Source organism: Pseudomonas sp. BT-42-2 (assembly GCF_025847435.2).
In the GTDB taxonomy this organism is placed as follows: domain Bacteria; phylum Pseudomonadota; class Gammaproteobacteria; order Pseudomonadales; family Pseudomonadaceae; genus Aquipseudomonas; species Aquipseudomonas urmiensis.
In genome coordinates, this window is the sequence record NZ_JAOYTM010000001.1 from 19,357 (window position 1) to 41,277 (window position 21,921).

At 64.3% G+C, this 21,921-nt stretch carries 20 protein-coding genes; 16 read left to right on the plus strand and 4 right to left on the minus strand.

Annotated features, from left to right (window positions below):
• Positions 1 to 38: 38 nt before the first annotated feature.
• The gene (locus OIU19_RS00110; protein WP_264232469.1) at positions 39 to 353 is read left to right on the plus strand and encodes a DUF2834 domain-containing protein; all 315 of its coding nucleotides are present in this window, start codon (positions 39 to 41) and stop codon (positions 351 to 353) included.
• On the plus strand, positions 350 to 778 hold the full coding sequence (locus OIU19_RS00115) for an MAPEG family protein (protein WP_264232470.1): 429 nt from the start codon (positions 350 to 352) through the stop codon (positions 776 to 778). Before OIU19_RS00110 ends, OIU19_RS00115 begins: the two co-directional genes overlap by 4 nt.
• Positions 779 to 804: 26 nt before the next feature.
• Here OIU19_RS00115 and OIU19_RS00120 read toward each other — a convergent pair whose 3' ends face one another.
• Positions 805 to 1,203, minus strand: coding sequence for a hypothetical protein (locus OIU19_RS00120; RefSeq protein ID WP_264232472.1), 399 nt, complete (start codon positions 1,201 to 1,203; stop codon positions 805 to 807).
• Positions 1,204 to 1,435: 232 nt separating this feature from the next.
• Here OIU19_RS00120 and OIU19_RS00125 point away from each other — a divergent pair, with 232 nt between their 5' ends.
• The 6 genes from OIU19_RS00125 to OIU19_RS00150 all read left to right on the plus strand — a co-directional run bounded on the left by OIU19_RS00125 (position 1,436) and on the right by OIU19_RS00150 (position 9,778).
• On the plus strand, positions 1,436 to 1,957 hold the full coding sequence (locus tag OIU19_RS00125) for a sigma-70 family RNA polymerase sigma factor (RefSeq protein ID WP_186557003.1): 522 nt from the start codon (positions 1,436 to 1,438) through the stop codon (positions 1,955 to 1,957).
• Positions 1,954 to 2,913 carry a FecR domain-containing protein gene (locus OIU19_RS00130; protein ID WP_264232475.1) on the plus strand — a complete coding sequence of 320 codons (960 nt, stop codon included), beginning with the start codon at positions 1,954 to 1,956 and terminating at the stop codon, positions 2,911 to 2,913. Before OIU19_RS00125 ends, OIU19_RS00130 begins: the two co-directional genes overlap by 4 nt.
• Before the next feature lie 130 nt (positions 2,914 to 3,043).
• Positions 3,044 to 5,524, plus strand: coding sequence for a TonB-dependent receptor (locus tag OIU19_RS00135; RefSeq protein WP_186557005.1), 2,481 nt, complete (start codon positions 3,044 to 3,046; stop codon positions 5,522 to 5,524).
• 153 nt (positions 5,525 to 5,677) lie between these two features.
• Positions 5,678 to 7,225: an AMP-binding protein gene (locus tag OIU19_RS00140; RefSeq protein ID WP_264232477.1), complete on the plus strand. Its 1,548-nt coding sequence runs from the start codon at positions 5,678 to 5,680 to the stop codon at positions 7,223 to 7,225.
• Positions 7,226 to 7,240: 15 nt separating this feature from the next.
• Positions 7,241 to 8,404, plus strand: coding sequence for an acyl-CoA dehydrogenase family protein (locus OIU19_RS00145; RefSeq protein ID WP_264232479.1), 1,164 nt, complete (start codon positions 7,241 to 7,243; stop codon positions 8,402 to 8,404).
• A 63-nt stretch (positions 8,405 to 8,467) separates the two neighbouring features.
• The gene (locus OIU19_RS00150) at positions 8,468 to 9,778 is read left to right on the plus strand and encodes an MFS transporter (RefSeq protein ID WP_264232481.1); all 1,311 of its coding nucleotides are present in this window, start codon (positions 8,468 to 8,470) and stop codon (positions 9,776 to 9,778) included.
• On the opposite strand, the gene OIU19_RS00155 is transcribed toward OIU19_RS00150, so the two are convergent.
• Positions 9,763 to 10,725: a LysR family transcriptional regulator gene (locus tag OIU19_RS00155; protein ID WP_264232483.1), complete on the minus strand. Its 963-nt coding sequence runs from the start codon at positions 10,723 to 10,725 to the stop codon at positions 9,763 to 9,765. The genes OIU19_RS00150 and OIU19_RS00155 overlap by 16 nt on opposite strands.
• A 150-nt stretch (positions 10,726 to 10,875) precedes the next feature.
• On the opposite strand from OIU19_RS00155, the gene OIU19_RS00160 reads away from it, so the two are divergent.
• From OIU19_RS00160 to OIU19_RS00170, 3 genes are read left to right on the plus strand one after another with little or no spacing between them, the layout of a single operon-like run.
• Entirely contained in the window at positions 10,876 to 12,213 is a 1,338-nt protein-coding gene (locus tag OIU19_RS00160; RefSeq protein ID WP_264232484.1) for a DUF1329 domain-containing protein, read from the plus strand.
• A gap of 13 nt (positions 12,214 to 12,226) precedes the next feature.
• Positions 12,227 to 12,613: a YidH family protein gene (locus OIU19_RS00165; protein ID WP_264232486.1), complete on the plus strand. Its 387-nt coding sequence runs from the start codon at positions 12,227 to 12,229 to the stop codon at positions 12,611 to 12,613.
• Positions 12,606 to 12,905, plus strand: coding sequence for a DUF202 domain-containing protein (locus OIU19_RS00170; protein ID WP_264232487.1), 300 nt, complete (start codon positions 12,606 to 12,608; stop codon positions 12,903 to 12,905). Before OIU19_RS00165 ends, OIU19_RS00170 begins: the two co-directional genes overlap by 8 nt.
• Before the next feature lie 18 nt (positions 12,906 to 12,923).
• On the opposite strand, the gene OIU19_RS00175 is transcribed toward OIU19_RS00170, so the two are convergent.
• Positions 12,924 to 14,882 (minus strand): alkyl/aryl-sulfatase, encoded by a 1,959-nt coding sequence (locus tag OIU19_RS00175; protein ID WP_264232489.1) that lies wholly within the window; start codon positions 14,880 to 14,882, stop codon positions 12,924 to 12,926.
• Between the two features lie 101 nt (positions 14,883 to 14,983).
• Positions 14,984 to 15,883, minus strand: coding sequence for a LysR family transcriptional regulator (locus OIU19_RS00180; protein WP_264232490.1), 900 nt, complete (start codon positions 15,881 to 15,883; stop codon positions 14,984 to 14,986).
• A gap of 100 nt (positions 15,884 to 15,983) precedes the next feature.
• On the opposite strand from OIU19_RS00180, the gene OIU19_RS00185 reads away from it, so the two are divergent.
• Genes OIU19_RS00185 through OIU19_RS00205 form a run of 5 tightly spaced genes read left to right on the plus strand, consistent with a single transcriptional unit; the run spans position 15,984 to position 21,856 of the window.
• Positions 15,984 to 17,222, plus strand: a complete 1,239-nt coding sequence (locus OIU19_RS00185; RefSeq protein ID WP_264232493.1) for a 3-hydroxyacyl-CoA dehydrogenase — start codon at positions 15,984 to 15,986, stop codon at positions 17,220 to 17,222.
• Complete coding sequence (locus tag OIU19_RS00190; protein WP_264232494.1) at positions 17,219 to 19,006, plus strand: acyl-CoA dehydrogenase C-terminal domain-containing protein; 1,788 nt, start codon at positions 17,219 to 17,221, stop codon at positions 19,004 to 19,006. Before OIU19_RS00185 ends, OIU19_RS00190 begins: the two co-directional genes overlap by 4 nt.
• 43 nt (positions 19,007 to 19,049) lie before the next feature.
• Positions 19,050 to 20,213 (plus strand): iron-containing alcohol dehydrogenase, encoded by a 1,164-nt coding sequence (locus tag OIU19_RS00195; RefSeq protein WP_264232496.1) that lies wholly within the window; start codon positions 19,050 to 19,052, stop codon positions 20,211 to 20,213.
• Positions 20,214 to 20,215: 2 nt separating this feature from the next.
• Positions 20,216 to 20,650, plus strand: a complete 435-nt coding sequence (locus OIU19_RS00200) for a thioesterase family protein (protein WP_264232498.1) — start codon at positions 20,216 to 20,218, stop codon at positions 20,648 to 20,650.
• A 21-nt stretch (positions 20,651 to 20,671) separates the two neighbouring features.
• The gene (locus OIU19_RS00205) at positions 20,672 to 21,856 is read left to right on the plus strand and encodes an acetyl-CoA C-acyltransferase (RefSeq protein ID WP_264232500.1); all 1,185 of its coding nucleotides are present in this window, start codon (positions 20,672 to 20,674) and stop codon (positions 21,854 to 21,856) included.
• Positions 21,857 to 21,921: the final 65 nt, after the last annotated feature.

The window sequence follows — 21,921 nt, forward strand, 5'->3', positions numbered from 1 at the left end:
TACCACTAGGGTTGCGTGCAACTCACCAGGAGAAGCACATGCGCGCGTCCTATATCGCTTTACCGCTGCTGTTGGCTTTCACGTTGTACACCGGCTGGAGCATGCTAATTGCCGATCAGTCGCTGATCGCATTCGGCCTTGAGCTGATGGCCAGGCCCGACACTGCCCAAGTGGTCATCGATCTGTACCTGATGGCCGGGCTTGCCTGTCTCTGGATGGTCAACGACACCCGCGCCCGAGGGGAGCCTTTGCGCGGGGTGCTGCCGTACGTGCTGGTCACGATCGTGTTCGTTTCAGCAGGGCCGCTGTTGTATATCGTGGTTCGGGGCTTTTGCGCCAGGGGCAGGCAATGAACAGTGTGCTGTCTGTGTATGCCATCTGTGTGGTGGTTCTGCTGCTCAAGATGCTCGCGATCTCGTGCTATCAAGGCTATTTTCGTTTGCGCTGCCAGATCTTCACAAACCCCGAAGATGCTGCTGTTTTCCGGCGCTCGGCCGAATTCGAAGAATGCCCACAAGTCAGACGCGGCGCGAAAGCCTGGAGCAATGACCTTGAAAGCATCCCGCTGTTCATTGCGCTGGGTGGGCTGGCGGTTGCCGTTGATGCGCCTGGGGTGATGAGCCAGTACTTGAGCGGGCTGTTTACCGTCGCCAGGGTCTTGCACACCGTCACTTATCTAGCGGGCGTGCAGCCATGGCGTACGGTCAGTTATGGCATGGGTGTGCTGTGTTTGCTCGGCCTGGCCGGGATGATTGTGCTCAAGGTGCTGGCGGCCTGAGCACTCAGGCTCAGGCGTGCAGGGTGTTAGCGGCGATAGTAACGGTGATGCTCTTCGTAGCGGTGGCGCATTACCCGTTCGTGGTGGCGCTCCCAGTCACGATGGCGTTTGGCTTCACGGCGCGCCTGCTCCCTACGCCATTGATCTCGGCGCCAGTTGTCGCGTCGCCACTCATCTCGGCGATCGTGCCAACGGCCGTCGTGCCAGTAACGGTCGTCATGGGCCAGCAATGGCGCCGACTGCTGATCGGCGACGTCGGCCAGGCTTGACCAAGGGTTGCCAGCCGACTGCTTGGCTGGCTCAACGGCTGTCAGTTGCTGGGCCAAGGCCGGCGCTTTGGGGTTGATCTGTGTTGCTGAGGCCGAGCCCACTGCCGCGAAGGCGAACAGGGCCAAAAGCACCATCCGGGGGGCATTGAATTTCATGAGCAAAGACAACCTCTACATGGCAGTTTGACGTGTGCTCATCTGCTTGCGCAAACCTGGTGAGGTGGCTGTCTAGCGAGCAAATGTGCGTATTCACATAGACCGATAAATAGGCAAAAGTTCTAAGCGCCCCACGGTAAATAGCCTGCTGGGCCAATGCGTGGCTATTGCAAATCACCGAGTGCACGCATGACAATAAGATTCATTACCACTCGCGAACTGTTCTATTACCATGTCCGCCACCGATCTATCCTTGCGTAGCGCCGTCAATGAGCTGTACTGCGACCATCACGGCTGGCTCAATGGCTGGCTGCGCAAGCGCCTGGGAAATGCCTTCGATGCTGCCGACCTGACCCAGGACACCTTCGTGCGAGTGCTAAAGGCGCGCAGCGCGCTGGAGATTCGCGAGCCCCGGCCGTACCTGTCACGCATTGCCAAAGGCTTGCTGATCGACTTGCTGCGTCGGCGCTCGTTGGAGCAGGCCTATCTGGATGCCTTGGCCAACCTGCCTGAAGCGCATCATCCTTCGTTGGAGGAGCAAGCGATCGTGCTGCAAGCGCTGGTCGAAATCGACCGCCTGCTGCAAGGCTTGGGGCCGAAGGTCAAGCAAGTGTTCATCCTCTCGCAATTCGATGGCCTGACCTACCCACAGATTGCCGAGCACCTGGGCATCAGCCTGCGCAGCGTCAATAACTACATGGCCAAGGCCATGGAGCATTGCTGCCTGATGCAGATCAAGATGCAACTGGCATGAGCCTCTCGCCTGCCGAGTTGCAAGCGATCAGCGCCGCCGCGCGCTGGTACGCCCGACTGCAGTCGGGCGTGGCGAGCGATGCTGATCGCCGCGCCTGGAATGACTGGCTGATTGCCGACCCGGTTCATCGTCAAGCCTGGCAACGCATGGCGGCTGTGAGCGAGCAGATGGCCAGTGTGCCTGGTAGCCTGGCCGCCCCTGCCTTGCGCGGCGCCGAGCGCTCTCGGCGCCAGCTGCTTGGCAGCGTGTTAGTAGTGGTGCCGGCCATCTCACTGGGCTGGCTGGGCTGGCGCAGTGAGACCTCGCACAACCTGCTTGCCGATTTTCGTACCGCCGTGGGTGAGCGCCGCGAGTTTCGCTTGGCCGATGGCAGCTCGCTGCTACTCAACACCGATACCTCGGTCAACCTCAGGTACGACGGTCGTCAGCGGCTGCTTGAGCTGTTGTCGGGTGAGATTCTGGTGAGCACCGCCGCTGATCCTGCGCAGCGGCCGTTCAAGGTGCTCACCCGGCATGGCCAGGTGTTCGCGCTAGGGACGCGTTTTATCGTTCGCTCGCAGGCGCAGGGTGGTGAGGTGGCGGTGCTCGAGAAAGCGGTAGAAGTCAGGTCGTTCAGCGGTGCATCGACGGTGCGCGTGGAAGCCGGGCAGTCGGTAGACTTCAATGCCCGCGCGGTGGCGGCGCCAAGGCGCAATGACGCGTCGGTGGGTGCTTGGCAGCAAGGCAGCATCATCGCCCTCGATCGTCCTTTGGCGCACTTGCTGGCTGATCTTTCGCGCTATCGCCCTGGCGTGCTGCGCTGTGATCCGCGGATTGCGCAATTGAAGGTGTCTGGCGCGTTCCCCATCGATGACACTGACCGCGCGCTGGCCGCGCTGGAGAGTGGTTTGTCGCTGCGGGTGACGCGCTACAGCCGGTTCTGGGTCAATGTCTCCGCGCCCACCGGGAAGTCTTAGGCAGAAGTTGAGGGCGCCGCCGCGATTGCCATCGGTTGAAAATTTTTTGTCAGCGCCTGCACTTTTCCAATCCACTGTTCGGCTCATTCCCCAGTGAGTTCATTTGATGTTCTTTTGGGGGAGGGTAGGCATGTCTGCTGTGTACAAGTGGTGTGGGCTGGCGAAAGCAGTAAAAGTTGGATTATTGGCGGCAACCACTGCCGGCGGGTGGTCGAGCGTCACCCTGGCGGCCCAGGTGCCCGCCCAGCAGCACAGTACGGTGCGCTCGTTCGATATCGCCGCGGGCAGCCTGACTGAAGTGCTCAGCCGTTTCGCCAGTGCGGCCGGGGCTGCGATTTCCTTTGACGCGCGCGACACAGATGGCCTGCATTCACCTGGGATCAAAGGCACGTTCGGCGTCAGCGAAGGCTTTGCGCGAATCCTTGGTGGCAGCGGTTTGCAAGCCGAGCCCCAGGCCAACGGCACCTTTGTCCTGCGCGCAGTGCCGGCAACGGGCTCGGCGCTGGAGCTGGGCGCCACCACGGTCAACGCCCAAGTGCTGGGTGCTACCACCGAAAACAGCGGTTCGTACACCACCGGTGCGGTGACCATCGGCAAGGGTGAACACTCGCTCAAGGAGACCCCGCAATCGGTCACGGTGATGACCCGCAAGATGCTCGATGACCAGAACCTCAACACCATCGATCAGGTCATGGAAAAGACTCCCGGCATCACCGTCTACGACTCGACCATGGGCGGCAAGTACTTTTACTCGCGCGGCTTTCGTATGTCGGGCCAGTATCAGTACGATGGTGTGCCACTGGACATGGGCAACCTCTATGTCCAGGCCGACAGCTTCAGCAGCGACATGGCCTATTACGATCGGGTCGAGGTACTGCGCGGTGCCGCCGGCATGATGAAAGGCTCCGGTGGCACTGCGGGCGGGGTGAACTTCGTGCGCAAGCGCGGCCTGGCAGTCGCGCATACCGACATCACCCTTTCTGGCGGCAGTTGGGACAACTATCGCGGCCAGGTCGACACCGGCGGCCCGCTGAATGCGTCCGGCAGCCTGCGTGGGCGGGCGGTGATCGCCGAGCAGAGCCGGCATTACTTTGTCGACGACGCCAGCCGCAAGGACCAGGTGTACTACGGCGCGCTCGACCTCGATGTCAGCCCCGACACCACGCTCGGCCTGGGCATCGCCTATGAAGATGTCGACGCCAACCCATGCTGGGGCGGCCTGCCGCGCTACAAGGATCGCAGCGACCTCAAGCTCAGCCGCTCGACCTGCCTTGACCCTTCCTGGAATACCTGGCGCAGCAAGCGCACCACAGTGTTCAGTGACCTGACCCACCAGCTCAATGACGACTGGAAGCTCAAGGTGGCCAGCGTCTATACCAAGAACACCCAGGCCATCAAATATGCCTTCGCCTCCGGAGCGGTGACGCCTGGCACCAATACCACCGGCATGCTCGGCAGCCTGTACGACTACGACCAGGTCGATTATGGCCTGGACGCTTACATCGATGGCAAATTTGCCGCGTTCGGCCAGCAACATGAACTGGTGCTGGGCATGAACGCCAGCCGCGCGAACAAGGACGATTTCTACTCGGTGGCGTTTCTGCCGCAACGGCAGGACGTGTTCAACCCGGACAAGTCCATCCCTGAGCCGGATGACAGCTACTTCATCGAAAACTCGTCGCGTGGCGGCCCGGTCAAATCGGTGACCAAACAGAAGGGCGTCTATTCGACCCTGCGCTTGAAACTGGCCGATCCACTGACCGTAGTCGTGGGAGGTCGGGTGAGCTGGTACAGCTCCGACACCGATTATGACTTCCTCAACGCTGTCCCTTCGCAGCATTCCAGTACCCGCGAGACCGGCCAGGTCACGCCGTTTGCCGGCGTGCTGCTGGACCTCAACGACAACCTCACGGCCTACGCCAGCTACTCGGACATCTTCACCCCGCAGGGCAATTACCGCTCCGAAGACGGCTCGGCGCTCAAGCCGTTGGTGGGCCAGAGCTACGAGCTGGGGATCAAGGGCGCCTGGTTCGACGGTCGCCTGAACAGCGCTTTCAACCTGTTCCGCACCATCCAGAAAGATCAGGCGCAAACTGACTACAACTCTTCCTGCCCGTCCTCCGATGGATACTGTTACGTCAATGCCGGCAAGGTTCGCGCCCAAGGTTTCGAGGCCGAGATCAGCGGCGAAGTCATCGAGCGCTTGCAACTGCTCGCCGGATACACCTACACCCAGACCAAGACCCTCGACGATATCGACACCACCCTCAACGGCGCCGCGTTCAACAGCTATGTGCCGCGGCATGTGTTGCGCATGTGGGGTGAATACGCCCTGACTGGCGCACTTGAACGCTTCACCCTCGGCGCCGGGGTTAATGCGCAAAGCGACAATTACCGCGTTTCGCCTTCCAGCGGCGAGAAAATCAGCCAGTCGGGCTACGCGATCTGGAACGGTCGAATCGGTTATCGGATCGATGACACCTGGTCTGTGGCCCTCAACGGCAACAACCTGTTCGACAAGCGTTACTACACCACCATTGGTACCGAGACGTTCGGCAACTACTACGGTGAGCCGCGCAACTTCATGGTATCGCTCAAGGCGAGTTTCTGAGCTGGGGTCATGGCTGTTGCAAGGTCCACGCCTGCCAGCGTTCTGAGGATGCCAGCCAATAACGCTATGGACGGCATCTGAAACTGGTATTAGATGCGCCCGCGCACGGCTGTTTAGCATCGTCGATGTCTTCCTGTCGACGAGAACAACAACGTGAACCTTGGAACGATCATTACCCGAAGTGCCCGCTACTGGCCTGATCAGATTGCCGTAGCGGACAGCCAAGCGCGCCTGACCTACGCCCAGCTGGAACGCCGCAGCAACCGCTTGGCCTCTGGGCTGGGTACCTTGGGCGTGGGCGCCGGCGAGCATGTGGCGATCCTCGCCGCCAACCGCGTGGAGTTGGTGGAAGCGGAAGTGGCGCTGTACAAGGCGGCGATGGTCAAGGTGCCGATCAATGCCCGGCTGTCACTGGATGAATTGGTGCGGGTGCTGGAAGACTCCTGCAGCGTTGCCCTGATCACCGATGCCAGTTTTGCCCAGGCGCTGGCCACCCGGCGTGCGCAGTTGCCGCTGCTGCGCCAGTTGATCGTGCTGGAGGGCGAGGGCGGCGACCTGGGCTATGCCGCATTGCTCGAGCGCGGCAGCGAAGCACGGTTGGACCTGGACCCGGCCGACGACGCGCTGGCCGTGCTGCACTACACCTCCGGCAGCTCGGGCGTGCTCAAGGCCGCCATGCTCTCCTTCGGCAACCGCAAGGCGCTGGTGCGCAAGAGTATCGCCAGCCCGACGCGGCGCTCCGGGCCGGGCGACGTCATGGCCCACGTCGGGCCTATCACCCATGCCAGCGGCATGCAGATCATGCCCCTGCTGGCAGTCGGCGCTTGCAACCTGCTGCTGGAGCGCTACGACGACCGCCTGTTGCTCGAGACCATCCAGCGCGAACGGGTGACCCGGCTGTTCCTGGTGCCGGCGATGATCAACCGGCTGGTCAATTACCCTGGCGTCGAGCGCTTCGACCTGTCCAGCTTGAAGCTGGTCATGTATGGCGCTGCGCCCATGGCGCCGGCCTTGGTGAAGAAAGCCATCGAATTGTTCGGGCCGATTCTCGCGCAAGGTTACGGTGCCGGTGAGACCTGTTCGCTGGTCACGGTACTGACCGAGCAGGACCATCTGGTGGAAGACGGCGACTACCAGCGCCTGGCCTCCTGTGGGCGGTGCTATTTCGAGACCGACCTGCGAGTGGTCAATGAGGCGTTCGAGGATGTGGCACCCGGCGAGGTCGGCGAGATCGTGGTCAAGGGCCCGGACGTCATGCAGGGTTACTGGCGCGCGCCAGCGCTCACCGCCGAGGTCATGCGCGACGGTTACTACCTCACCGGTGACCTGGCGACGGTCGATGCGCAGGGTTACGTGTTCATCGTCGATCGCAAGAAGGAAATGATCATTTCCGGTGGCTTCAACGTGTACCCCAGCGAAGTCGAGCAGGTGATCTACGGCTTCGCGGAAGTGTTCGAGGTGGCGGTGGTCGGTGTGCCCGATGCGCAGTGGGGCGAAGCGGTGCGTGCGGTGGTGGTGCTCAAGCCCGGGGCGCAGTTGCAGGCCGACGAGCTGATCGAGCGTTGCGGCCGTGCACTGGCCGGTTTCAAGAAGCCGCGCGGCGTGGACTTTGTCAGCGAACTGCCGAAAAACCCCAACGGCAAGGTGGTCCGCCGCCTGGTCCGGGACACCTACTGGCAACACAGCGAACGTCGTATCTGACCAGGGAGCATTACCATGTATCAACCAAGTGCAAAAGCTGCGCAGATCATCGAAGCGATCGAAGGTTTCGTTCGCGATCAGGTTCGCCCGCTGGAGCAGCAAGCCCAGCTGGACTGGGCGCGCCCGCATCCACAGGCGGTGCTGCGGCAGGTATGGAAGCGCTCGAGCGAGCAAGGCCTGTACACCGTCATGCTGCCTGAAAGCATGGGTGGGGCCGGCCTGAACGTGGCCGACCTGTGCGCGGTGAAGGAGGCCACGGTGCTGACCGGCTCCATGCTCGCGCCGCATGTGCTGGGCGAGCTGTCGGGGCCGCCGCGGGTCGGCCACCTGTTCAAGGTGGCCAGCCCTTACCAGGTCGAGACCTTCCTCAACCCCGTGTGCCGCGCCGAAAAAGCCGTGTGCTTCGCGTTGACCGAAGCCGAGGCCGGCTCGGATGCGACAGCCATCGCGACCCAGGCACACCGCGAGGGCGATCACTACGTACTCAGCGGCAGCAAGCGCTACATCTCCGGCGCCACTTACGCGGACCTGGCGGTGCTGCTCGCCGTGACCGGACCGGGGCAGGGCGCACAGGGTATTTCAGCGTTCTTCGTCGACCTCAAGGCGCCCGGTGTACAGGTGCTCAGCGACTATTCGGTGATGTCCGGTGGCGGTGCCCATGGTGACATCGTGCTGGATCAAGTGCGCGTGCCGGCGGCCAACCTGATCGGTGAACAGGGACAGGGCTTCAAGCTGGCCATGGGGCGCATTACCCTCAACCGCCTGTTGCATTGCCCGACCCTGCTAGGGATGGCCGGCCTGGCCCTGAACCTATCGATCGAGCATGCGCGTAGCCGCAAGCAATTCGGTCAGCCGATCGCTATGTTCCAAGCGGTCAACCACATGATCGCCGACATGGCCACCGAGCTGCACGCTGCGCGCAGCATGGTGTACGCCACCGCCCAGGTGAATGACGCCGGGGGCGATATCCGTACCCATGCGCCGATGTGCAAGCTGTTCGTCTCCGAGGCCGCCTTCCGCATTGCCGACAAGGCGGTCCAGGTGCACGGCGGGGCCGGTTTGATGCAGGGCCACCCTGTAGAGTGGATTTTCCGCGCCACGCGAATGATGCGTATCCTCACCGGCACCAGCGAGATTCAACGCAACACCATCGCCAAAGGCGTGCTGATGCCTGCCTGATCGACGGCCGCCGCTGCGGCGGCCGTTTGGCATCACCCCACAACAATAACAAGAGTACTCGCCATGACTGCAGATTCTTCCCTGCCCAACCCCCGTACTGCCTGGCTGGTGGCCGTCTTGCTGGCGCTGCTGATGCTGGTCAACTTTCTCGACAAGGTGGTGATCGGCCTGGTGGCGGTGCCGATGAGCGCCGAACTGGGCCTGACGGCGACCGAGTTCGGCTTGATCGGCGGCGCCTTGCACTGGTTTTTCGCGATCTCCGCCGTGGTCGGTGGTTTTATGGCCAACCGCCGCCCCACTCGCACCTTGCTGTTGGGCATGGGCCTGTTCTGGGCACTGATCCAGCTGCCGATGCTGTTCGCCACCTCACTGTGGACCATCGTCGCCTGCCGCGTGCTGCTGGGCATCGGCGAGGGGCCGGCGTCGCCGGTCGCCACCCATGCACTGTACAAGTGGTTCCCCAACGACCGGCGCAACCTGCCGGTGGCCCTGCTGCATGCCGGCAGCGCCATGGGGCTGCTGGTGGCCGGGGCAATGATCCCTTGGGTCAGCCTGCATTATGGCTGGCGTACCAACTTCATCATCCTGGCACTGATCGGCCTGGTCTGGTGCCTGCTGTGGTGGCGGTTGGGCCAGGAGGGCACGCTCGAGCGTTTGCGCGCCAGCCAGCTCAAGGCCGATGAACCGGCAATTCCCTACCGCAAACTGCTGAGCGATCCCAGTGTGCTGGGCAACTACCTGTGCCACTTCGCCGCTAACTGGTCGTTGGCGTTGACCCTGACCTGGGTGCCCAGCTACCTGCAGGTCGGCCTGGGCATCGACCCGCTGCAGACCGGACGCATTTTCGTCATGTTCGTGGTCGTGACCACGCCGCTGAGCTTGCTGCTGGCCTGGTTGTCCCAGCGCCTGATGCGCCGCGGCGTGCCTTCGCGGGTGGCACGCGGGGTATTCGTTGCCGTGTGCCTGATACTGGGCGGGCTGTTGTCGGCGTCGCTGATCCTGCCAGGGCTGAGCACCGCCGTGCGGGTTGCAGCGCTGACCTTCAGTGGCGGCCTGGCGTTAATCATGTATTCGGTGGGGCCGGCGATGCTTGCCGAGTTCACCCCGGCGGCCCAGCGCGGCGGCATCCTGGCCATGGGCAACGGCATCGCTTCGTTGGCCGGTTTGGCAGCGCCGGTGGTCACCGGCGTGCTGGTGCAGGGCGCGGGAGCCGCGCATCCGGCGGGGTACGCCCAGGGGTTCTTGGTCTGCGGTGCAGTGCTGGTGGTGGCCGGACTGGTTGGCCTTGCCAGCTTGAACCCGCAGCGCACCCTGCAGCGCTTGCGCGAGTCGGCTGCAGGTGACGGGCAGACGCGCGCTCAGACCGCCAGCTGAACGCCGAGCACTGATTCCAGCGGTTCGGACTCTTTGCCGATCAGATCGCCCCGCCAGCGGCCGCTGTTGACCAGGTCGATCAGCACGCTGCGCACCAGGTCGCGCAAGCAACCGGCGGCGAACGACAGGGGTTTGTGCTGCGAGTGCGCCAAGGCGATGGTGCGGCTGATGCGCGGCTCGACGATGCGTCGCGCCGTCGTGGGTTCGAGCAGTTCGCTCAACGGCGGCCAGTTGCTGATGGTCGCCGCCAGGCCGGCACGCACCAGGCTGGCGATGCCGGGTGCCGATTGCTGTTCGTAGGCGGCGCTCAGTGGCACGCCGGCTTCCATGGCGGCTTGCTCGATGCGCCGGCGCAGGTGCAGCGCCCGCGGCGGCAACACCAGCCGAGTGGCGGCGGCCTCGGCCAGGCTAATGGTGTCAGGGGCGTTCGGTGCTGATGCACCGACCCAGTACAGCGCTTCGGTGAAGATCGGCTCAGCCTCGACATGCTCGAGTTCCTCGGCATTGGGCACCACGCCAAAGTCCACCTTGCCCAGCTCGATGGCTTGGCCGCCTTCGCGGCTGAGGCCGTCCCACACCGTCAGGATCACGCCGGGGAAGCGCTGTTCGGCGCGCCTGACGATTTCCGGCAGCAGCAGGTTGGCGGCAGTGGCCGGAATGGAAATGGCCACGTGGCCCTTGGGGTCGCCGCGGCTGGACTTCAGCTCGTCCTTCACCGAGTCGAGCTTTTGTACCACCTGACGCGCCACCTCGTAGAGCTGGCGCCCGGCATCGGTCAGGGCAATGCCGTCGTGCTGGCGGTCAAGCAACTGCATCTCCAGTTCGCTTTCCAGCAGGCTTATCTGCCGGCTCAGCGCCGGCTGGGCAATGTAGGCCCGGCGCGAAGCCGAGGAGAAGCTGCCGGCTTCGACGATGGCGATCAGGTAGCGAAGCTGTTTCAGGGTCATCGGAGCGGTTCCAAGGGTATGCCGAACTGATATGGCACGTATCCGAACACGTTATTTGTGAGGTTCGAAGCGCGGCTCCTAGTATCACCCCGAAAGGGCGGGCCAAGGCAAGCCCGTCTGGGATCACACAACAACAAGAGGCCTAGCCCGATGAAACCTGTTGCCCTGCTGCGCTGCATCCTGCTCGTCAACGCCAGCCTGCTGACCCTGCACGTGGCTGCCAAGCCGCTGCATGCAGAACTGACGCCGGTGGGGGCCGAATGGGGGCCCAGTAGCGACGGTCGCATCCCGGCCTGGAGCGGCGGCCTGCAAGCGGGGCAAGTATCGCTGGCGGTCAACGGTACCCCCCTTGACCCGTACGCCGATGAGCAGCCGCTTTACGTCATCAGCGCCAACAACTACACCCAGTACCGGGAGCAGCTTACCGCCGGGCAGGTGGCCTTGCTCCAGCGCTACCCCAACTCGTTTCGCTTGCCGGTGTACCCATCGCACCGCAGTGTCGCGGTGCCGCAACCAGTGAGCGAGTGGGCCCGGCACAATGCTCGCAGTGCCCAACTGGTCAATGACGGCAACGGCGTCCAAGGCTTTGCCGGCGTCCTGGCATTCCCCAAGCCCAGTAATGGCCTGCAGGTTCTGTGGAACCACCTCACCCGGCCACGCAATGCCAGCTACAGCCTGGCCTCGGACAGTATCACCCCGCGTGGCGATGGCCGCTTCGCCACGATGAGTCTGCAGCAGACCTTCGCCCGCCCCGACGTGCTGGAGGATGGCCAGACCGGCAATGTCCTGTATTACCTGAGCTACCGCATGACCGCCCCGTCGCGCCTGGCGGGCGATGCCGTGGTGCTGCACGAAACCCTCGATCAGGTCGCGCAGCCGCGACTGTCGTGGCTGTACAGCAGTAGTCAGCGGCGGGTGCGGCGGGCTCCGGCACTTGCCTATGACAGCATCACCCCGGGCACCGCCGGCCTACGTACCGCCGACAGCCGCGACATGTTCAATGGTGCCCCGGACCTCTACCAGTGGACCCTGGTGGGCAAGAAGGTGCTGCACGTGCCGTACAACAGCTATCGCCTGGCCTCGCCTGTGCTCGGCTATGCCGCGTTGATCGGGCCGGGTCACGTCAACCCCCACCCCACCCGCTACGAGCTGCACCGGGTGTGGGAAGTGGTGGGTACGCTCAAACCGGGGGCCAGGCATATCTATGCCAGTCGTCGCTACTACCTGGACGAGGACAGCTGGGCCATCGTCGAGGCGGACTTCTTCGATCACCAGGGGCAGTTGTGGCGTACAGCCCAGGCTCACAGCTACTACCACGTCACCGGGCAGGCACTGGTCAATGCCATGGAGGCGATCTATGACCTGCGCACTGGCCGCTACCAATTGTCAGGCCTGACCAACCAGCAGCCAAGGCCGTACGCCTTCGATGTGCGTACCAGTGCTTCTTATTTTTCCCCCGGCGCGTTGCGCAGCCAAGGGCTGCGCTGAGACAGGACCCGCGATGAACCCCGAACACCGTCACACCCCTTGGGAGCGTTGGTTGCTGGGGCAGGGCAAGGCGCCCGATCCACGCTTCACGCTGGCCAATGAACGTACCTTTCTTGCCTGGATCCGCACCGCCCTGGCCTTGCTCGGCGGCGCCATCGCCCTCGAAACCTTCGCCGCCCATGCCTGGCCCGCGCCAGCACGTGTGGCGATGGAGCTGGCGTTGCTGGCCATGAGCTTGCTGGTGAGCCTGGGCGCCGGCTGGCGCTGGTTGGCGGTTGAACGGGCGCTGCGTCGCGAGGCGCCGCTGCCACTGGCGCGCCTGGTGCCGCTCTTGAGTGTGGCGTGTGGGCTTGCCTGCGTGCTGCTGGTGGGGGTGTTCTGGGAGCGTTGGCATGGTTGATAGCGCGTGCGACAGCGGGCTGCAGGCCGAACGGACAGTGCTGGCCTGGCGGCGCACACAAGTGGCGTTGCTACTGGTAGCGTGCCTGGCTTGGCGTGGCGAAATGCAGATGGTGGCAGGCATGGCGTTGTTATTGGCGCTGTTGGGCAGGACCCGCGAGCGCGGGATCTACCGCCGTGGCCTGGGCATGCTGCGCTGCGGGCAGGGACAGGCAGGTGCCTGGATCGTGCCGTTGTGTACGGTGGGGGTGGCCGTATTGGTGCTGGGCGTCTGGTTGCGCCGCTCGCTGTAGAGCGGCGCTGGTGCTGATTCAGGGGGTGACGATGTTGAAGCGCCCATCCGGTTCGTCCAGCGCTGCCATGAAGCGCATGAGCTTTATGCGCTCGCCGCTGATGGCGATATCACCTGCGGTCGCTTCCTTGAGAAAGCCGGTCTGCTTCAGTGCGATGCGGTCCAGAGTGGCCTTGCTCATTTTTACCTCGACATCGGCCTGTCCGTGGCGGCGATGGTCGCGGTGGGTGAGCACCCCATTGCGCAGGGTCAGGGCGTAGTCTTCGTTCAGGTCGGTGAAGTGCCAGTTGATGGTCAGGTCCTGCTCGGCGGCCTTGGCGGCATCCACGCGTACCCCCAGGTAGTCGAAGAACAGCGTCGGGGTCAGGGCGCGCACCAGGTCGTCGGCACTGCCGCCCTTGCTGGCGGCTGGCGCCATGCCGTTGCGCAGCTCCTGTGCGCCAGTCAGGTAGGCGTTGCGCCAGGTGGCGTTCTCGCTCTGGTAGCCCAGCTGTTCCAGGGCGTCGGCCTGTAGCTCGCGCGCCGGGCTGTTATCGGGCTGGGCGAAGACCAGGTGCCGGGTGAGCTCTGCGACCCAGCGGTATTCGCCGTTTGCGTAAGCTTCACGGGCCAGCGTCAGCACCCGCTCGGCACCGCCCAGGGCCGTTACGTAATGCGCACCGGCCTCGCTCGGCGGTAATGGGTTGAGGGTCGCCGGGTTGCCGTCGTAAAAGCCCATGTAGCGCTGATATACCGCACGCACGTTGTGGCTGAGCGAGCCATAGTAGTCGCGGCTATACCATTTGCTCGCCAGCCGTGGCGGCAACGTAGTCAGTTCGGCGGCAATCTCGGTGGGGCCGAGGCCGCGGTTGATCAGGCGCAGGGTCTGGCTATCGATGAACGCGTACATGTCGCGCTGATCGGCCAGGTACTCGCGGATCGCCGCGCCGCCCCAGGTCGGCCAATGGTGCTGGGCGAACACCACCTCGGCTTGCTCGCCATAGCGCAACAGCGACTGATCCAGGTAGTACGCCCACACCTTGGCATCGCGTACCTGGGCGCCGCGCAGGGTCAGCACGTTGTGCTGCACGTGGGAGGCGTTCTCGGCCATGCACAAGGCCTTGAACTGGGGGAACCACAGATTCATCTCGGCGGGCGCTTCGGTGCCGGGTGTGAGCTGGAACTCGATATCGATACCGTCGATGCGCAGGCTTTCGAAGGGTTGCTCGATCAGCCGGGTCGGGGCGATCAGGCTGACCGTGGCATTGGCTGGCACACCCTTGCCCAAGCCGGCATCCACCTGGCCGCGAGGCCCGCGTGGCAGCGGCGCGCCGTACATGTACTGCGCCCGGCGCTTCATAGCAGGCCCGGCCAATACGTTTTCGCTGATGGCATGCTCGAAGAAGCCCTGCGGGGCGATGACCTGCACCTTGCCGGCCTTGACCTCGGCCTCGTCGACCAACCCACGCACTCCGCCGAAGTGATCGACGTGTGGATGGGTATAGATCACCGCGACCACCGGTCGCCGCGGGCGATGACGGTAGTACATCGCCAACCCGGCCCTGGCGGTCTCCACCGACAGTAGCGGGTCCATCACGATCAGGCCGTGCTCGCCTTCGATCAGGGTCATGTTGGCCAGGTCCAGGCCGCGCACCTGGTAGATGCCGTCGGTGACCTTGAACAACCCGGCAATGCTATTGAGCTGGGCGATGCGCCACAGGCTCGGATTGACCGTGGCCGGCGCCTCGCCGTTCAGGAAGGCATAGCGCTGCAGGTCCCAGACAGTTTTGCCGTCGGCATTGACCACGGCGTCGTCGACGGCTTCGAGCAGGCCACGGCGGGCATTGTCGAAGTCGCTGCGCTCGGCAAAGGGCAGGCGCTGCAACCATTGTTGATTGCTTTGGCGGGTGAGGTCGGTGGCATCTTTGCCCGGTCCTTCGGCCAGCGCCGCAAAGGGCAGGGCCAGGGCCAGCAGGCAGGGCAATGTTGGTACGCGCATGGGGTGGTCCTTGTTGTTCTGAGTGCGAACACTCTAAGGACAGTACTCGCCGACGAACCAATACCACTCTTGCATGGCTACCCATGCCGGGATGCGATGGCTCAGTCGGCGCCAATATCCATGATGCGCGCCACCAGCCAGGCCAGTGCCGGGTCGTGCTGGCGGTGGGCAAGGTAGACCAGTTCCAGCTGGAACGGCTGCAACGCGAACGGCAGGTCGAATAACTGAAGCGGCAGCAGCCTGGCGAAATGGCGGGCCAGTGCGGTGGGCAGCACCACGCATAGGTCGGAGCTTGCCGCCAGGTGGGCGGCCTGCAGGTAATTGGGGGTGGTGTAGACGATCTGCCGGGCCAGGCCCTGTTCAGCCAGCCATTGGTCGACCATGCCGCGGGTCTGACCGCCGTGCACCCACAGGTGGCGCAAGCCGAGGAACGTCTGCAGGTCCAGTGTGCCCGCCACTTGCGGGTGGCCCTGGCGCAGCGCCACGTGCAGGGTTTCGCTGCGCCAGTGGCGCCGCTCGTACCGCGCCGGTACATCATCGAAGCGCCCCAGGACCAGGTCGAGTTCGCCGCGGTCGAGGGCCTCGGCCGGCAGGTTGGGCGTCAGGTGCAGCACGTCCACACGCAAATGCGGGGCCTGGGTTTGCAAAGTGACCAGCAGTTTGGGCATGCACAGCTGTTCGGCGAAATCGGTGAGTGCGACGCGCAGCTGCCGATGGCTGATCTGCGGGTCGAAGCGGTCGCCGACGCCCAGGGTCTGTTCGATCTGTTGCAGCGCCGCGCGAATCGGGCCTTCCAGGGCCAAGGCGCGTGGAGTGGGGCGCATCTGCCGGCCGACGCGCACCAGCAGCGGGTCGCCGAGCAGGTCGCGCAGGCGCGCCAAGGCATTGCTCACGGTCGGCTGGGTCAGGGCCAGACGCTCGGCGGCGCGGGAGACGTTCTGCTCTCGCAATAGCATGTCCAGCACGCGCAACAGGTTGAGATCGAAGTTGGCTATATTCATGCGAAAAATACATGGGATGGAAAATGAAAATTTCAAAAATAGTAGGCGCCTGACTAGGGTGAGGGCAATGCCTTGACACCACTAATCAGGAGCGTCACCCGTGAGTACTCCCTTCAACATTCAGCAGGTTGGCGTGATCGGCGCCGGCACGATGGGCCGCGGCATTGTCATCAGCCTGGCCCGGGCAGGCCTTGCGGTGCTGTGGCTGGATAACGACCCCAGGGCTACCGCAGCCGGCTTGGCGATGCTCGCGCAGACTTGGGCACAGCAGGTGGCCAAGGGGCGCATCGACCAGGCCGAGGCCGACGCCTGCCTGGCGCGGGTGCGCCAGGTCATGGCCTGCGCCGACCTCGCCGAAGTGGACCTGGTGATCGAAGCGGTATACGAAAACCTGGCACTCAAGCAGGACATCTTCCGCACCCTGGACAGCACACTCAAAGCCAAAGCCATCCTGGCCAGCAACACCTCGGCTCTGGATATCGACGCCATCGCTGGCGTGACCCGCCGGCCAGAACAGGTGCTGGGGCTGCATTTCTTCAGCCCGGCCCATGTCATGAAGTTGTTGGAAGTCGTGCGTGGGGAGCGCACTGCGCCTGCGGTACTCGATGCGGCCAAGGCCCTCGGCCAGCGCATGGGTAAGGAAGTGGTGGTGGCCGGCAACTGCCCGGGCTTCATCGGCAACCGCATGCTTGCCACCTATGTGGCCGAGGCGCGCAAGCTGCTGCTCGAAGGCGCTACGCCGCGGCAGGTGGACGAGGCGCTGCAGGCGTTCGGTCTGGCCATGGGCCCGTTTCGCATGTATGACGTGGTCGGCATCGATCTGGAGTGGCGAGCGCGCCAGCTGGCTGGCAAGGATCTGGATGCGCCTTTGGTACAGGTTGACAATGCCCTGTGCGCGCTGGGGCGTTTCGGCCAGAAAAGCGGCCAGGGCTACTATCGGTATGCTCCCGGCAGCCGCGATGCCGAGCACGACCCTGAGGTCGATGCACTGGTGCTCAAGGTTGCCCTGGACTTGGGCATGCACCGGCGCGCGATCGACGATGAGGAAATTCGCGAGCGCTGTCTGCTGGCACTGGTCAATGAAGGGGCGAAGATTCTTGAGGAGTCGGTGGCCAGTTGCAGCGCCGATATCGACCGGGTCTACCGGTATGGCTACGGCTTCCCGGCAGCGCTCGGCGGGCCTATGTGCTGGGCCGATCAGCAGGGTTTGAGCCTGCTACTGGCAAGGCTGGAGCGCCTGCAGGGCCTGTTCGGTGAGCACTGGCGTCCGGCCGCGCTGTTGATGCGCCTGGTGGCCGCCGGCAAACAGCTGGCCGATGTCCGCGAGGGCCGCGCATGAGCTACCGAGCCCCTTTGCGTGACATGCATTTCGTACTGCACGAACTGTTCGATGTGACAGCGCACTGTGCCCGCCTGGGCAATGAGCTGGACCGCGAAACCATCGATGGCATCCTCGAACAGGGTGCACGCTTCGCCGGCGAGGTGGTTGCGCCGCTCAACCGCCAGAGCGATGAGCAGGGCTGCCGCCTGGAGCAAGGCAGCGTGCGCACCCCCGATGGCTTTCGTCAGGCCTACCGACAGTATGTGGCGCAGGGCTGGGCAGGCATGACCGGCCCACTGGAGCACGATGGCCAGGGACTGCCGCAAATGGTTGCAGCCTGCTTTCACGAAATGCTGATGGGCGCGTCGCTGTCGTTTCGAATCTATTCCGGCCTGACCGAGGGCGCCGTGCTGGCCTTGCACCGGCATGGCAGCGCTGCGCTCAAACGCGACTACCTGGGCAAGCTGGTCAGCGGCCACTGGGCCGGCACCATGTGCCTGACCGAGCCCCAGGCCGGCACCGACCTGGCGCTGTTGCGCACCCGCGCTCAGCCGCAAGGTGACGGCAGCTACCGCATCAGTGGCAGCAAGATCTTCATCAGCGGTGGCGACCAGGACCTGACTGACAACATCGTCCATCTGGTGCTGGCGCGGCTGCCGGATGCGCCGGTGGGTGTGCGTGGCATCAGCCTGTTCCTGGTGCCCAAGTTCCACTGCACCGATGGCGGTGGGTTGGGCGCGCGCAACGCGGTCGAATGCGGCGCGCTCGAACACAAGATGGGCATCAAGGGTGCAGCGACTTGCGTGATGAACTTCGATGATGCCTGTGGCTGGCTGGTCGGTGAGGCCAACCAGGGGTTGGCCTGCATGTTCACCATGATGAACGACGCGCGTTTCCAGGTCGGCCTGCAGGGCCTGGGTATCGCCGAGGCGGCCTTCCAGGGTGGCCTGGCCTATGCCCGCGAGCGCTTGCAGTCACGCGGCCTGGCCGGCCCGGTAGCGCCCGCACGCAGTGCCGATCCGATCATCTGCCACCCTGACGTACGGCGCATGCTGCTGACGCAGAAAACCCTCAGCGAGGGCTGCCGGATGCTCGCGGCCTTCGCGGCGCAAGCGCTGGATCTGGAACATGGCGCCGCGCAGCCTGAAGTTCAGGCGGCTGCCGGTCGCCGGGCAGCGTTGCTGATCCCGATCGTCAAGGCCTTCCTCACCGATGTTGGCCAGGAGGCCGCCAGCCTGGGCGTGCAGCTCTATGGCGGGCATGGGTATATCCGCGAGTGGGGCATGGAGCAACTGATGCGTGACAGCCGTATCACCCAGTTGTATGAGGGCACTAACGGCATCCAGGCCCTGGACTTGATTCGCCGCAAAGTGCTCGGCGACAACGGCGAGCAATTGCGCCTGCTGATCGATGAATTGCTCGAAGTGGCCCAAGGTTGCCGCGCGGACGGCCTGACGAACATGGCCCAGGCAGTCACCCAGCGCCTGCAGGAATGGCGCAACCTGAGCGCCGAGGTGCTTGATGCCTGTCGCTGCGACCCGCAGGAGATCGGTGCGGTGTCGGTGGACTTTCTCGCCTACTCAGGCTACGTGCTGCTGGCCGCATTGTGGCTGCGGGCTGCTGACACTGCCAGTGCGGCTCTGGCAGCAGGCAGTGCGGACAGTGCCTTCTACCAGGCCAAGCTGCATGCCGCCACCTTCTATTGGCGGCGGGTGTTGCCGCGCGCCAGTGCTCATTGCCAGGCGTTACGCGGCGGCGCCCTGTGCCTGATGAGCCTGGATGAAGCGCACTTCGCCTTCTGACCTGGCCCAACTGTTCACCCACAAGAACAAGAGGAACACAAACATGCAGCCTTTCAGTTTTGTCACGACTCCCCAGCTGTTGTGTGAAGCCGGCGCTGCCGGGCGTCTGGCCCAGCTGTGTCAGCGGCGTGGCGTGCGCCGCGTACTGATCGTGACGGACCCGGGCATCGTCAACCTGGGCATGCTCGATGATGTGCTGCCAGGCTTCACCCAGGCGCACCTGAGCGTGGCGATCTTCAGTGAGGTCAGCGCCGACCCCAGCCACGCCTGCGTGCTGGCGGCGGTCAGCCGGGCGCGGCATATCGGCGCCGAGCTGATCGTCGGTTTCGGTGGCGGCAGCTCCATGGATGTCGCCAAGCTGGTGGCGCTGCTGGCACATCCGGGCTGTGACCAGACCCTGGAGGCGATCTACGGTATCGATCAGGCCAAGGGCCAGCGCCTGGCGCTGATCCAGGTGCCGACTACCGCCGGGACTGGCTCGGAGGTCACCCCCGTGGCCGTGATCACCACAGGCGAGGCGGCCAAGATGGCGGTAATCTCACCGCTGTTGCTGCCCGACCTGGCGCTGCTCGACGCCGAGCGCACCCTGGGCCTGCCACCGGCGATAACCGCCGCAACCGGTATCGATGCCATGGTCCATGCCATCGAGGCCACAACCAGCCAATTCAAGCGCAACCCGCTGTCCAGCCTGTTGGCCCGCGAAGCGCTGGCGTTGCTGGCCAGCAACCTTGACCAGGCGGTACACAATGGTGGCAATATGGTGGCACGGCAGGCCATGCTCCTGGGCGCTTGCCTGGCCGGCCAGGCATTCGCCAACGCGCCGGTGGCGGCGGTGCATGCGCTGGCGTACCCGCTGGGAGCGCGCTACCACGTACCGCACGGGCTGGCCAACGCCTTGGTGCTGCCGCACGTGATGCGTTTCAACCGGCCTGAGGCGTTCGCCGATTATGCGGCGCTGGCGCCAGCACTGCTGGGCCAGCGGCTGGTGCCTGGCGACCCCCATGAACTGTGCAGCCAGTTCATCGATGAGCTCGAGCAGTTGGCGCCTCGCTGCGGCCTGCCCAGTCGGTTGCGTGATGTCGGGGTACCGCGGCACAGCCTGCAACTGCTGGCCGAGGATGCCCTGCAACAGCAACGGTTATTGGTCAACAACCCGCGCAAGGTCACCTTCGCCGATGCCCTGGCCCTCTATCAGGCGGCGTTCTGAACATGGCCAGGGAGCGCCCGCTGCGCAGCGCCTATCGCCACTTCCAGCCGATCACCACCCGCTGGCATGACAACGACCTGTATGGGCATGTGAACAACGTCGTCTACTACGGTTTTTTCGACACTGCCGTGAATACCTGGCTGATCGAGCATGCCGGTTTGGACATTCATCGCGACCCGGTGGTGGCCTACGTGGCGGGTTCGGCCTGCGACTATTTCGCCGCCGTCGCCTTCCCACAACGCATCGAGGTTGGCATGGCCGTCGAGCGACTGGGCAACAGCTCAGTGCACTACGCCCTGGCCGTGTTCGTCGAGGGCGAACCTGAGGCCTGCGCGGCTGGCCGTTTCAGCCATGTTTTCGTCGACCGCCGCGACAACCGCCCGGTCGCCATTCCCGTCAAGCTGCGCAGCGCCTACCAACGCCTGCTGCCGGCGTAACTGCCCAAGGAGAGCCGTTTCATGCAAGACGCTGTCATCGTATCTACCGCGCGCACGCCTATCGCCAAGGCCTGGCGTGGCGCTTTCAACGACCTCACCACACCCAGCATGAGCGCCATTGCCATCCGCGCTGCGGTCGAGCGCGCGGGCATAGAACCGGGCGAAATCGAGGATCTGGTATTGGGCACCGCCATGCAAAGCGGTACCGCTGCGATCAACCCGGCGCGCCTGTCGGCCCTGGCGGCCGGACTGCCGCTGTCGGTGGCCGGGCAGACCATCGATCGGCAGTGCGCGTCGGGGTTGATGGCCATCGCCATCGGCGCCCAGCAGATCCGCGGCGAGGGCATGCACGTGGTGGTCGGCGCCGGGCAAGAGCAGATCAGCCTGGTGCAACAGGCCCACATGCAGGCCGCCAACGCCGCCCAGGACGCCACGGTACGGCGCTTGTGCGAGCACGCCTACATGCCCATGTTGCACACGGCCGAGCATGTCGCCAAACGCTATGGCATCGATCGCCAGGCGCAGGACCGTTACGCCTGGCTGTCGCAACAGCGCACGGCGGCAGCACAGGCTGCCGGGCTGTTCGCCGATGAAATCGTCCCGGTAGTGGCGCAGTGCAAGGTCGTGGATAAGGTCACCGGGATCCAGACTCACCAACGCGTGCACCTGATCCAGGATCAAGGTAACCGCCCGCAGACCCGGCTGGCGGACCTCGAGGCACTGCAACCGGTGGTCGAGGGCGGTTGCGTGACCGCAGGCAATGCCAGCCAGTTGTCCGACGGCGCCAGCGCCTGTGTACTGATGAGTGGCGCGCGGGCGGCGCGCTTAAGTGGCCAGCCGCTGGGGCTGTACCGGGGCATGGCGGTGGTGGGCCTGGCCCCGGAAGAAATGGGCATTGGCCCGGTGTTGGCGATACCGCGACTGCTGGCGCGCCATGCGTTGCGAATCGAGGACGTCGGTTTGTGGGAGATCAATGAGGCGTTTGCCTGCCAGGTGCTTTACTGCGCCGAACACCTGGGCATCGATCCTGCGCGGCTCAACGTCAACGGTGGGGCCATCGCCATCGGCCATCCCTACGGCATGAGCGGTGCGCGCATGGTCGGGCATGCTTTGCTCGAAGGCCGCCGGCGCAAGGTGCGTTATGTGGTGGTGAGCATGTGTGTCGGCGGCGGCATGGGGGCGGCGGGCTTGTTCGAGGTGCTCTGAACCACCGCCATCGAGCCATAACGAATCGGCATGGCATTGATCTGAAGACGCTATTTGTGAGCGTC